Genomic DNA, 12,151 nt, shown 5'->3' with positions numbered 1-12,151 from the left:
AGCCTGACGACTCCGTACGGCTTCACACGGGAAGCGCTCGCGCCGGAGGAGCCTGCTGATGGTCGCGTCCGATCCCTCGATCACCATCTTCGGCGACTGGGGCACCTCGCGCCTGCGCCTCTATCTGCGCCAGGGCAAGAGCGTGCTGGACCGTCGCGACGGGCCCGGCATCGGCTCGCTGACCGCCTCGCCCGAGCAGACCTTCCTCGACCTGGTCGGCGACTGGCGCGAGGCCGGCCCCGAGACCATCCTGCTGTGCGGCATGGTCGGATCGCGCAACGGCTGGGTCGAAGCCCCCTACGCCCCCTGCCCCGCCGACGCCAAGGCGATCAGCGACCGGCTGGTCAAGGTGGAGGCCCAAGGCCTGACCGTGTCGATCGTGCCCGGCCTGTCCTGCACCAATCCGCTGGGCGGCCCCGACGTGATGCGCGGCGAGGAGACCCAGATCCTCGGCGCCCTGGCGTTGAACCCCGAGCTCAAGACCGGCCGCCACCTGCTGGCCATGCCCGGCACCCACACCAAGTGGGTCGTGGTCGAGGACGGCGCGATCGCCAGCTTCCTGACCGCCCCGGTCGGCGAGACCTTCGCCGTGCTGCGCGAGCATTCGATCCTGGCCAAGGCCGCCGCCGGCGACGCGCCCGCCACGCCTGAAGGCTTCGACCTGGGCCTGTCGCGGATCACCGAGAAAGGCGCGGCCCTGCTGCCGCACCTGCTGTTCGAGACCCGCAGCCGCCAGCTGATCGACGGCCTGCCCAAGGCCGACGCCATGGGCTTCCTGTCGGGCCTGCTGATCGGCGCCGACGCGGCCGGCGCGGCCGGCTGGTTCGGCCAGCTGGGCAAGGTCGCCCTGATCGGCGCCCCGGCCCTCAACGCCCTCTACGCCAAGGCCATCAAGGCCGCCGGCGGCGACAGCTTCGAGATCGACGGCGACGCCGCCGTGCTCGCCGGCCTGTCTTCCCTTTCCTCCTCAATCACGCGTGATGCCCATGTCCTTGCCTGACGCCCCGCCCATCGTCGCCATCCTGCGTGGCGTTAAGCCCGACGAGATCGTCGAGATCGCCGGCGCCCTCGTCGACGCCGGCATCGGCTACATCGAGATCCCGCTGAACTCGCCCGAACCGCTGGTTAGCATCGGCAAGCTCTGCGAGGCCTACGGCGACAAGGCCCTGTGCGGCGCCGGCACCGTCCTGACCCCGCAGGCGGTCGACGACGTGGCCGCGGTCGGCGGCAAGCTGATCGTCACCCCCAACATCGACGCCGACGTCATCGCGCGCGCCGTCGAGCTGGGCCTGACCGTCATGCCCGGCTTCTCGACCCCGACCGAGGCGTTCGTCGCCGTCAAGGCCGGCGCCAAGGCGCTGAAGCTCTATCCGGCCGGCTCGTTCGGCCCGGGCCACCTGAAGGCCGTGCGCGACGTCCTGCCCAAGGACATCGAGATCTACGCCGTCGGCGGCGTCGGCGCGGCCAACCTCAAGCCCTGGCTCGACATCGGCGTGGCCGGCATCGGCGTCGGCGGCGAACTCTACCGCCCCGGCTACACCGCCGCCGAAGTCGGCGAACGGGCCCGCGCCCTGGTCGCGGCCTGGACTGCGCAGACGGCTAGCTGAGCCGTCTTACCGTCATAACGAAGAGCAGCCCTAAAGGGGGGAAGCCCACGTGACACTAGCAACCATCGACCTCGCCATCCTGGCGATCTACGCCGTGGCGATCTTCGCCCTGGCGCAGTGGGTTTCCCGCGACAAGGGCGGGCACAAGAAGGACTCGACCGACTACTTCCTCGCGTCGAAGGCCCTGCCCTGGTGGGCGATCGGCGCCTCGCTGATCGCCGCCAACATCTCGGCCGAGCAGATCATCGGCATGAGCGGTTCGGGCTACGCCATCGGCCTGGCCATCGCCTCCTATGAGTGGATGGCGGCCCTGACCCTGCTGATCGTCGGCAAGTTCTTCCTGCCGATTTTCATCAAGAACGGCATCGTCACGATGCCCCAGTTCCTGGAGCAGCGGTACGGCCCCAGCGTGCGGACCATCATGGCCGTGTTCTGGCTGGGCCTGTACGTGTTCGTGAACCTGACCTCGATCCTGTGGCTGGGCTCGATCGCCGTGCACACCGTGACCGGCATGGACCAGATGTGGGCTCTCGCCGCCATCGGCGTCTTCGCCCTGGCCTACCAGCTGTGGGGCGGCCTCAAGGCCGTGGCCCTGACCGACATCGTGCAGGTGGCCCTGCTGGTGGCCGGCGGCCTGATCATCGCCTGGCTGTCGCTGGACAAGATCGGCGGCGCCGGCGGCGTCGTGGCCGGCTTCCACCACCTGACCACCCAGTTCCCCGACCACTTCGACATGATCCTCGACCGGGCCAGCCCGCACTACAAGGACCTGCCAGGCCTGTCGGTCCTGTTCGGCGGCCTGTGGATCATGAACATCAGCTACTGGGGCTTCAACCAGTACATCATCCAGCGCGCCCTGGGCGCCAAGGACCTGCCCGAAGCCCAGAAGGGCATCGCCCTGGCCGCCTACCTGAAGCTCCTGATGCCGGTCATCGTGGTGCTGCCGGGCATCGCCGCCCTGGTGCTGGTCCCCGGCTCGATCAAGCCCGACCAGGCCTATCCGGAGATGATGAAGCTGCTGCCGCCCGGCCTGCTGGGCCTGGTGTTCGCCGCCCTGGTGGCCGCGATCGTCGCGTCGCTGGCGGCCAAGATCAACTCGATCGCCACCATCTTCACCCTCGACCTCTACGCCAAGCTCAAGCCGGGCAACAGCGAACAGCACCTGGTGCTGGTGGGCCGCGTCACCGCCGTCGTGGCCGTGATCATCGGCATCCTGACCGCCAAGCCGCTGCTGGGCGGCGCCGAGCAGGCCTTCCAGTTCATCCAGGAATTCACCGGCTTCTTCACGCCGGGGATCGTGGTGATCTTCATCCTGGGCATGTTCTGGAAGAAGGCCACGACCGCCGGCGCCCTCACGGCCGCCATCGGCTCGGCCATCCTGTCGGCGATCTTCTGGCAGTTGCAGGAGCAGGCGATCTTCACGATGCCGTTCATGAACCGCGTCGGCGTCGTCTTCCTGCTGACCCTGGCCGCGGCCGTGGTCGTCTCGCTGGTCGCCCCGCAGAAGAAGGACGTCAATGTCGTCAGCCTCGACGGCATCTCCTACAAGACCACCACCGGCTTCAACATCGCCGGCCTGGGCGTGATCATCATCCTGATCGCGCTGTACGCCACGTGGTGGTGATCTCCAGCCAACAGCCGGCCGCGATCATCGCGGCCGGCGACGTGCTCGGCGAGGGGCCGGTGTGGGACGTCCACGCCGGCCGCCTGCTGTGGACCGACATCCAGAGCCGCCGCCTGCGCGCCTTCGCCCCCGCCACCGGCGCGGTCGAGACCTTCGCCGCCCCGAGCGCATCGGCTCGATCGCCCTGCTGCCCGACGAGAGCAGCCGCGTGGTCGCCGCCTTCGAGACGGGCCTTGGCCTCTTTGATCTTTCCAGCGGCGACGTCGCCTGGCTGCACCGCGTCGAGGCCGACGCCAACGGCCGCCGCTTCAACGACGGCCGCGTCGACCGCGCCGGCCGCTTCTGGGCCGGGACCATGGTCGAGGACGAGGCCATCCGCCATCGCGCCGAAGCCAGCGTCTGGCGCCTGGACCACGCCGGCGACTTCGCCCCGCATTTCGGCGGCGTGCAGATCGCCAACGGCCTGGCGTTCAGCCCCGACGGCAAGACGGCCTATTTCTCCGACAGTCCGCTGCAGACCATCTTCGCCTTCGACCTGGACGAGGACGGGACGCTGAGCAACCGACGCGTCTTCGCGCAGGTGACCGACGGCTATCCCGACGGCGCCACGGTCGACGCCGAAGGCTGTCTGTGGAGCGCCCGCTGGGCGGCCGGAACCGTGGTGCGCCACGCCCCCGACGGCCGCGTGCTGCAGACCCTGCGCGTGCCGGCCAGCCAGCCGACCTGCGTCGCCTTCGGCGGCGACGACCTGCGCACGCTTTTCGTCACTTCGGCGCGCGACGAGCTGTCGGACGACGAATTGGTCAGACAACCGCACGCTGGCGATGTATTCGCGTATGACGTGACCGTTCCGGGTCTGCCCGAACCACGATACACAGGGGCGATTCGTTTCGCGTCCAACGTATAGAAAAGAAGACTTTGGCGATGCGCACCCAGCCTGGACTGAGCCTCACCTACGGCCTCGTGGAATCGCTTGGTCAGGCCATCGTCACCGGCGAGTACGTCGAGGTGGGCTTTCCCACCGAAGGCGAACTGTCGAAGAAGTTCGGGGCCAGCCGCACGGTCACGCGCGAGGCGGTGAAGATGCTCACCGCCAAGGGCCTGCTCAGCGCCCGTCCGCGCCACGGCACGGTGGTCGAGCCGGAGGCCAACTGGAACCTGCTCGATCCCGACGTCCTGCGCTGGCTGCTCGAGCGCAAGTTCTCGCTCAAGCTGCTTTCGGACTTCACCGAGATGCGTCTGGGCATCGAGCCCGCCGCCGCGGCCCTGGCCGCCCGCAACGCCGACGAGGCGGGCCTCGACGCCATCCGCAAGGGTCTGGCCCGCATGAAGGCCGCCGCCGACGGCGAGGACGACCCCCTCGCCTCGGACATCGCCTTCCACATCTCGATCCTGAACGCGACCAAGAACCCGTTCTACAGCGAGCTGCACGAGCTGGTGAACACGGCGCTGCGGATCTCGATCCGTTTCACCAACCGCATCAAGGGCCGCACCGCCTCGATCCCGTCGCACGAGGACGTGGCCAACGCGATCATCGCCCGCGACGCCGTGGCGGCCCAGACCGCCATGCAGGCGATCATCGTCGACGTGCTGGAACTGATCCGCGCGGCATCGACCAACGACGCTCAGGCGACGCGCAAGGAAGCCTGACCCCCGGTCGCCGCGCCTTACCCCGATTTAACTCGTCGAACCCCGTTTCTCGTCTAGAAGTCCCTGCTGGGAATCTGACGCAAAAAGGGGCGTGTCGTGGGTTACGGGTTTAAGGGGTCCATCGGGCGCACGACGGCGCTGGCCCTGGTTCTGACGGTCTGCGCCGCCGGCCTTTCCGCCTGCGGCAAGGACAAGAAGGCCGAGGCCAAGGCCAAGAAGCCCGTCGCCGCCCAGACCGTCAGCGTCGCACCCGTCGCCGTCCTGCCGCTGCCGCGCGTCATCAACGCCTCGGGCACCATCTCGGCCTGGGAAGAGGTGCCGGTGGGCGCCGAGACCGGCGGCCTGACCGCCACCGCCGTCAACGCCGAGGAAGGCCAGTTCGTCCGCCAGGGCCAGGTGCTGGTCGCGCTGAACGACACGCTGCTGCGCGCCCAGCTGCGCCAGCAGGAGGCGTCGGTGGCCAGCGCCCGCGCCACCCTCGCCGAGGCCGAGGCCTCGCTGAAGCGCTCGCGCGAGCTGCTGGCCAAGGGCTTCCTGTCGCAGGCCTCTCTCGACACCGCCACCGCCCGCCAGGCCACGGCCGCCGCCCAGGTCGCCGCCGCCGAAGCGGCCCGCGGCGAAACCGCCGCCCGCGTGGCCCAGGCCTCGATCCGCGCGCCCGTCTCGGGCCTGATCGTCCGCCGCAGCGTCACCAAGGGCCAGATCGTCAACGCCGGCAGCGAGCTGTTCCGCATCGTCCGCGACGGCCGCATGGAGCTCGACGCCGAACTGCCCGAGACCGATCTGGGCGTCGTCAAGGCCGGCATGCCCGCCAGCATCACCTCCGAACAGGTCGGCCAGGCCGACGGCGCGGTGCGCATCGTCACCTCCGAGGTCGATCCCCAGACCCGGCTTGGCGTCGCCCGCATCGCCCTGACCTCGATGGGCGCCTTCCGCCCGGGGATGTTCGCCCGCGCCCAGATCCAGGCCGGCGACCAGGCCTCGCCCGTGGTGCCCAGCGCCGCGATCCTCTACCGCCAGAACCAGCCGGGCGTATTCCTGGTCGACCGCAACAAGAAGGCCCAGTTCCGCAAGGTCGGCATCGTGGCCCGCACCGGCGACATCACCGCCGTGTCCGGCGTCTCGGCCGGCGAAGACATCATCGTGGACGGCGCCGGCTTCCTCGGCGATGGCGACGCGGTGCGGGTGGCGGTGCACAAGCCCGCCCCCACCCTGGCCGCCGCCAAGCGCTAGGGACCGGCGATGGACACCAACAACATCTCGCGCTGGGCGATCAAGAACCCGATCCCCGTCCTAATGCTGTTCGTCATGCTGACGATCGCCGGCATCGTCGGCTTCAACAGCATGCGGATCAACAACAACCCCGACGTCGACCTGCCCCTGGTGGTGGTGTCGGCCTCGCGTCCGGGCGCCGCGCCCAGCGAACTGGAAACCCAGGTCACCCGCCTGATCGAGGACTCGATCGCGGGCCTGGGCCAGGTGCGCCACATCACCTCGACCGTCGGCGACGGCTTCTCCTCGACCTTCATCGAGTTCGAGCTGGGCGTCGACCACGAGCGCGTCACCAATGACGTGCGCAACGCCATGTCCAACCTGCAGTCCTCCCTGCCGCAGGACATGCAGATCCCCAACGTCACCCGCATCGACATCTCGGGCGACCCGCTGATCACCTATGTCGTCCAGGCCCCCGGCCTGTCGCCCGAGCAGCGCAGCTGGTTCGTCGACAACGACGTGGCCCGCACCCTGCTGGCGATCCGCGGCATCGGCGAGGTCAACCGCCTGGGCGGCGTCAGCCGCGAGATCCAGGTCGCGCTCGACCCCGACCGCCTGTCGTCGCGCGGCGTCACCGCCGCCGCCGTCAGCCAGGCCCTGGCCAGCACCAACGCCGACCTGCCGGGCGGCCGGGTGACGGTCTCGGGCTCCGAGCGCGCCATCCGCACCCTGGGCGCGGCCGGCTCGGTGGAGCAACTGCGCGAGACCCGCATCCAGCTGCCGTCGGGCGGCACCGTGCGCCTGGGCGACCTGGGCGAGGTCACCGACCGCTGGGCCGAGCCGCGCAACCGCGCCCGCTTCGACAACCAGGAAGTCGTGACCTTCAACATGGTCCGCTCGCGCGGCGCCAGCGAGGTCAAGGTCGCCGAGAAGGTGCGCCACGCGATCGAGAAGCTCGACAAGGAGCATCCCGAGCTGACGATCCAGGAAATCACCTCGAACGTGAAGTACATCGAGGAAAGCTACTGGGCGTCGATGGAGGCCCTGATCCTGGGCGCGGTGCTGGCCGTGCTGGTGGTGCTGCTGTTCCTGCGCGACTGGCGCGCCACCTTCCTGGCGGCCGTGGCCATCCCGCTGTCGCTGCTGCCGACCTTCGCGGTCATGGCGCCGCTGGGTCAGTCGCTGAACGGCGTCACCCTGCTGGCGCTGTCGCTGACCGTGGGCATCCTGGTCGACGACGCCATCGTCGAGATCGAGAACATCGTCCGCCACATGCGCGGCGGCAAGTCGCCCTACAACGCGGCGATGGAGGCCGCCGACGAGATCGGCCTGGCCGTGGTGGCCACCACCTTCACCATCGTCGCGGTGTTCGCGCCCACCGGCTTCATGCCCGGCATCATCGGCCAGTTCTTCAAGGCCTTCGCCCTGGCCGCCTGCGTCTCGGTGCTGTTCTCGCTGCTGGTCGCCCGCATGCTGACGCCGCTGATGGGCGCCTACATGCTCAAGCCCCACCACAAGCCCGACACCGACCCCTTCTGGATGGACGGCTACTTGAAAGCCCTGGGCTGGGGCCTGAACAACAAGTGGAAGGTCGCCCTGATGGCGATCCCCATCTTCATCGGCTCGGTGCTGCTGGCCATGAGCCTGCCGTTCGAGTTCCAGCCGGCGGCCGACCGCGGTCGCGCGCCGTTCTCGATCGAGCTGCCGCCCGGCGCGACGCTGGACGAGACCGACGCCGTCGCCGAGCGCGTCACCCGCGAGCTGAAGGCCCGTCCGGAGGTCAAGAGCGTCTACGCCTCGGTCGGCAACGACGGGGTCAACAAGGCGCGGATCACCGCCGACCTCGTGCCGAAGGGCGAGCGGATGAACCAGCAGCAGTTCAGCCGCATGATGGTCGACCAGTTCAAGGCCATCCCCGGCGCGCGCATCGGCGCGGGCAACAACAGCGGCGGCGGCCCCGGCGACGGCGGCAGCTACACCCTGCGCCTGGTCGGCGACGACGGTCCGGAACTGGAAGCGGCCGCCCGCAGGGTCGAGGCGCAGATGCGCACGGTCCCGGGCCTGGCCAACGTGGTCAACACCGCCTCGATCGCCCGTCCGGAGATCATCGTCACCCCGCGTCCCGACCAGGCCGCCCGCATGGGCGTCTCGGCCGGCGCGATCTCGCAGGCCGTGCGGGTGGCGACCATCGGCGACATCGACCAGTCGCTGCCCAAGTACAATCTGGGCGACCGCCAGGTGCCGATCCGCCTGCGCCTGACGCAGAACGCGCTCGAGGACCTGTCGGTGCTGGAGACCCTGAAGGTGCCGTCGTCGACCGGCGCGTCCGTGCCGCTGAACGCGGTGGCCGACATCCGCTTCGGCGCCGGCCCCTCGCAGATCAGCCGCCAGGACCGCTCGCGCGTCGCCGAGATCACCGCCGAACTCGACGGCATCGTGGTCGGCGAGGCGGGCAAGCGGGTCCACGCCCTCAGCACGGTCAAGGAACTGCCGCCCGGCGTGAAGGAGGTGGCGGCGGGCGACGCCGAGTTCATGGCCGAGATGGCCACGGGCTTCGCCATGGCGCTCTTCACCGGCCTGCTGCTGATGTACGTCGTGCTGGTGCTGCTGTTCCGCAGCTTCGCCCACCCGGTGACCATCATGGCCGCCCTGCCCCTGGCCATCGGCGGCGCCTTCGCCCTGCTTAAGCTGGTCAACAGCAGCTTCTCGATGTCGAGCCTGATCGGCATCCTGATGCTGATGGGCATCGCCGCCAAGAACTCGATCCTGCTGGTCGAGTACGCGATCATGGCGATGAAGGACGGCAAGATGACCCGGCGCGAGGCCCTGCTCGACGCGGCCCACAAGCGGGCCCGTCCGATCCTGATGACCACCGTGGCCATGGGCGCGGGCATGGTGCCGGTGGCCGTCGGCTTCGGCGCCGACGTCGAGTTCCGGGCCCCGATGGCGATCACCGTCATCGGCGGCCTGATCACCTCGACCTTCCTGTCGCTGCTCTACATCCCGGTGGTGTTCGTGTTCATGGACCAGCTGAAGAACTGGTCGAACGGGCTGCTGGGGCGGTTCTTCCACCACTCCCACCACCACCCGGCCCACGGGCCGCACCAGGAAGAACCGGTGCTGGTCAGCCGGGACTGACGATCAGGGGCGGACTTTCGGGTCCGCCCCTTTTTCGTGCGCCTCAGGTCAGCGAGGCCGCCACCCGCCGCAGGGCCGAGGCCAGCACCGCCCGCTTGCCCGGCGCGCCCAGCGACAGCCGCGCCCCCTCGGCCGCGACGCCCGGAGCGGCGAACAGCGTGGCCGGCGCCAGCGACAGCCCCTCGGGCGAACCGCCCGCCGCCCGCTCGAGCCAGACATGCAGGCAGCCTTCGGGCCCGACGGCCCGCGGCAGGATCTCGGCGGCCAAGGCCCGTCGGGCCACCGCCTCGGCGCGAACGCCCGCCAGGATCGCCTGCGCAGCGCCGTCGCGGATCCAGGCCGCGGCCACGGCCGCCATCAGCGGCGCCGGCATCTGGCACAGGGCGTGGCCGGCGGCGGCCAGACGACCCGCCGCCTCGGGATCGGGCGCGGCGACATAGGCGATGCGCAAGCCCGGCGTCAGGGCCTTGGCCAGGGTGGCCACGCGCCATGTCCGCTTGGGCGCCAGCGCCGCCAGGGCCGTCGGCGAGGCTTCGGGCAGCCGGCCGTAGGCGTCGTCCTCGACGATACGGGCGCCGGCCCTCGCGCAGGCTTCGACCACCGCCGCACGTCGCTCCGCGCCCATCGTCGCCGTGGTAGGGTTCTGCCAGGTGGGGGTGAGCACCACCAACCGCGCGCGGCTGGCGGCCAGTTGCGCGGCCAGGGCCCCGGGGATCATCCCCTCGGCGTCCATCGGGCAGGCGACGGCGCGGACGCCGCGCGCGGCCAGGGCCGCCAGCAAGCCGGGGTAGGTCAGGGCCTCGACGACCACGGCGTCGCCCGGCGCGGTCTCCAGGGCCAGGATCGCGGAGAGCGCCGCCTGGGCTCCCGCGCAGACCACCACCCGCTCGGGGTCCACCGATCCCTGGCCCGGCACCAGCCACGCCGCCCCGGCCGCCCTCTGAGCCAGAGAGCCCGCGCCGGCGTGATAGGCCATCAGCGTCGCCGGATCGGTGCGGGCCAGCACGGCCGCCGTCGTCTCGCGCAGCAGCGCGGCCAGCGACAGCCCCTCGGGCGGCGGCGGCAGGTTCATCGACAGGTCGACGAGACCGGCCTCCTCCTCGCCCGCCCGCCGGCGCACGAACGTGCCGCGCCCGGTCGCGCCCTCGACCAGCCCGTGCTCGCGCGCCAGGGCGTAGGCGCGGGTGACGGTGGTGAAGTCGACCTCCAGCAGGCCGGCGACCGTCCGCTGGGGCGGCAGCTGGTCGCCGGGCGACAGCTCGCCGTCGGCGACCGCCGCCCGCAGGGCCTCGAACACCCGGCGATAGATCGGCCCCTCGCCCGCGGCCACGCGCCGCAGCCACGCGGCGCCCGCTGGAAAGCCGCCTTCTCTTGCGTCACCCATCATTGATCCATACATTTATACGGGAATGTATGGATCAATTCTCGGATTGTAGGTAGGGGTCATGACGCCCGGACACGAGTTTTTCGACCCGCCCTCGCCCATCGTCAGCGGCTTTCGCCAGCGCTGCCCGCGCTGCGGCGAGGGCAAGCTGTTCAAGGGCTTCCTGGCGCTCGCCCCGGCCTGCGACCACTGTGGCCTGGACTACGGCTTCGCCGAGCCGGCCGACGGCCCGGCCTTCTTCGTGATGAGCGGCGTCGGCATACTGGTGACCTTCGTCTTCGCCTGGGTCGAGGTGGTCTATCGCCCGCCGATCTGGGTGCATTTCGTGACCGTGTTCCCGGCCATGATCCTCGGCTGCCTGGCCACCCTGCGTCCGGTGAAGGCCTGGCTGGTGGCCTCGCAGTTCGTCAACAAGGCCGAGGAAGGCAAGTTCGAGAGCCTGGGACGGCACGACCACGATCCGCGACGGCTCTGAACACGAACGGGGGCTTTGGCGTTTCCGTCAGGATCGCCGGAGCCCGCCCTTGGACAAGTTCTTCGCCAGGTTCGCCAACGCCACCGCCCTCGCCGCCGGCAAGCCGGCGACCTTCCTGGCGTGCCTGGCGCTGGTGATCCTGTGGGCGGCGTCCGGTCCGATCTTCAAGTTCTCCGAGACCTGGCAGCTGGTGATCAACACCGGCACGACCATCATCACCTTCCTGATGGTGTTCCTGATCCAGAACACCCAGAACCGCGATAGCGAGGCGCTTCAGACCAAGCTCGACGAACTGATCTTGTCGTCGACCGCCGACAACGACTTCGTCGGCATCGAGAAGCTGTCGAAAAAGGAGCTGGATGCGCTCCACGCCCGCTGCAAGAAGGCCGCCGACCTGGCTCACAACCGGCTGGAGAAGGTGACGGCATTGCGTGAGCGGCACGGCAAGGGCGAATTGGACAGCAAGCCCGCGCCACGTAGGCGCGCGCCGGCCAGGGCCAAGCGCTAGCCGCCCCGCCGCGCGGCCAGGCCAAACAGTAGCGACGCGCCCAGGAAGAGCCCGGCGAACACGCCGTGGGCGACCAGGATCGCGGTCGTCTCGCCCGGCGGTCCGCCCGCGCCCCGCGCCAAAGCGAACACGGCGACGGCGACCAGGGCCGCGGCGACGACCAACATGGCCCGCGAGAGCCCGGAGGCCCGAAAGCGTCCCAAGGCGGCCGCCGCCAGACCCAGGACCACGACGCCGGGATAGGCCAGGTTGATCGGGTCGCCCTCGCCGCCGACGATCCCGACCGCCAGGCAGGCCCAGACCATCAGGAAGGCCGCGCCGACGGCGAGCACCGCCCCCGCCCGATAGGCCAGGTCGCGACTGCGCATCGCCGCTAGTTCCAGCGTCAGGCCGGCCCCGCCCAGCATCGCGGCGAACAGGGCGAAGTCCCCCGCGCTCCAGGCCACCTCGTCGGTGACCCGCATGGCCAGCCAGGGCGCGGCCAGCAGCAGCGCCGCCAGCCCCCAGCCGACCACCCTCACGGTTCTTCCCTTCACGGACGCACCCATCGCAC

At 70.3% G+C, this 12,151-nt stretch carries 10 protein-coding genes and 1 pseudogene; 9 read left to right on the top strand and 2 right to left on the bottom strand.

Features of this window, described 5'->3' with window-relative positions:
* Positions 1–58: 58 nt before the first annotated feature.
* The 7 genes and pseudogenes from C1707_RS12315 (at position 59) to C1707_RS12285 (ending at position 9,231) form a co-directional block, all read left to right on the top strand.
* Positions 59–1,000, top strand: a complete 942-nt coding sequence (locus C1707_RS12315; RefSeq protein WP_101712621.1) for a 2-dehydro-3-deoxygalactonokinase — start codon at positions 59–61, stop codon at positions 998–1,000.
* Positions 987–1,607, top strand: coding sequence for a 2-dehydro-3-deoxy-6-phosphogalactonate aldolase (locus C1707_RS12310; RefSeq protein ID WP_101712677.1), 621 nt, complete (start codon positions 987–989; stop codon positions 1,605–1,607). Before C1707_RS12315 ends, C1707_RS12310 begins: the two co-directional genes overlap by 14 nt.
* Before the next feature lie 49 nt (positions 1,608–1,656).
* Positions 1,657–3,231 carry a sodium/sugar symporter gene (locus C1707_RS12305; RefSeq protein ID WP_180896917.1) on the top strand — a complete coding sequence of 525 codons (1,575 nt, stop codon included), beginning with the start codon at positions 1,657–1,659 and terminating at the stop codon, positions 3,229–3,231.
* A pseudogene (locus tag C1707_RS12300) lies at positions 3,222–4,138 on the top strand (SMP-30/gluconolactonase/LRE family protein). Before C1707_RS12305 ends, C1707_RS12300 begins: the two are co-directional and overlap by 10 nt.
* A 17-nt stretch (positions 4,139–4,155) precedes the next feature.
* Positions 4,156–4,881, top strand: coding sequence for a FadR/GntR family transcriptional regulator (locus C1707_RS12295; protein ID WP_101712619.1), 726 nt, complete (start codon positions 4,156–4,158; stop codon positions 4,879–4,881).
* A 96-nt stretch (positions 4,882–4,977) separates the two neighbouring features.
* On the top strand, positions 4,978–6,114 hold the full coding sequence (locus C1707_RS12290) for an efflux RND transporter periplasmic adaptor subunit (protein WP_240633921.1): 1,137 nt from the start codon (positions 4,978–4,980) through the stop codon (positions 6,112–6,114).
* 9 nt (positions 6,115–6,123) lie between these two features.
* Positions 6,124–9,231: an efflux RND transporter permease subunit gene (locus tag C1707_RS12285; RefSeq protein ID WP_101712618.1), complete on the top strand. Its 3,108-nt coding sequence runs from the start codon at positions 6,124–6,126 to the stop codon at positions 9,229–9,231.
* Between the two features lie 43 nt (positions 9,232–9,274).
* Here the strand turns inward: C1707_RS12285 and C1707_RS12280 are convergent, their stop codons facing one another.
* Positions 9,275–10,615, bottom strand: coding sequence for an aminotransferase-like domain-containing protein (locus C1707_RS12280; protein ID WP_101712617.1), 1,341 nt, complete (start codon positions 10,613–10,615; stop codon positions 9,275–9,277).
* Positions 10,616–10,676: 61 nt separating this feature from the next.
* Between C1707_RS12280 and C1707_RS12275 the strand changes: the two genes are divergently transcribed.
* On the top strand, positions 10,677–11,090 hold the full coding sequence (locus C1707_RS12275) for a DUF983 domain-containing protein (protein ID WP_101712616.1): 414 nt from the start codon (positions 10,677–10,679) through the stop codon (positions 11,088–11,090).
* Between the two features lie 49 nt (positions 11,091–11,139).
* Entirely contained in the window at positions 11,140–11,598 is a 459-nt protein-coding gene (locus C1707_RS12270; RefSeq protein WP_101712615.1) for a low affinity iron permease family protein, read from the top strand.
* Here C1707_RS12270 and C1707_RS12265 read toward each other — a convergent pair.
* A complete protein-coding gene (locus C1707_RS12265) occupies positions 11,595–12,134 on the bottom strand; it encodes a hypothetical protein (protein WP_145998352.1) in 540 nt (179 codons plus the stop codon). The genes C1707_RS12270 and C1707_RS12265 overlap by 4 nt on opposite strands.
* Positions 12,135–12,151: the final 17 nt, after the last annotated feature.

The sequence above is a fragment of the Caulobacter flavus genome, from assembly GCF_003722335.1.
GTDB classification, from domain to species: Bacteria; Pseudomonadota; Alphaproteobacteria; order Caulobacterales; family Caulobacteraceae; genus Caulobacter; species Caulobacter flavus.
The sequence above is the reverse complement of the archived record's forward strand: the minus strand, read 5'-3'. Positions and strand labels throughout refer to the sequence as shown.

Bases quoted from the DNA above. Each gene is read 5' to 3' on its own strand.
- C1707_RS12310 (WP_101712677.1), top strand. From the start codon at position 987: ATGTCCTTGCCTGACGCCCCGCCCATCGTCGCCATCCTGCGTGGCGTT.
- C1707_RS12280 (WP_101712617.1), bottom strand. From the start codon at position 10,615: ATGGGTGACGCAAGAGAAGGCGGCTTTCCAGCGGGCGCCGCGTGGCTG.
- C1707_RS12285 (WP_101712618.1), top strand. From the start codon at position 6,124: ATGGACACCAACAACATCTCGCGCTGGGCGATCAAGAACCCGATCCCC.
- C1707_RS12315 (WP_101712621.1), top strand. From the start codon at position 59: ATGGTCGCGTCCGATCCCTCGATCACCATCTTCGGCGACTGGGGCACC.
- C1707_RS12275 (WP_101712616.1), top strand. From the start codon at position 10,677: ATGACGCCCGGACACGAGTTTTTCGACCCGCCCTCGCCCATCGTCAGC.
- C1707_RS12295 (WP_101712619.1), top strand. From the start codon at position 4,156: ATGCGCACCCAGCCTGGACTGAGCCTCACCTACGGCCTCGTGGAATCG.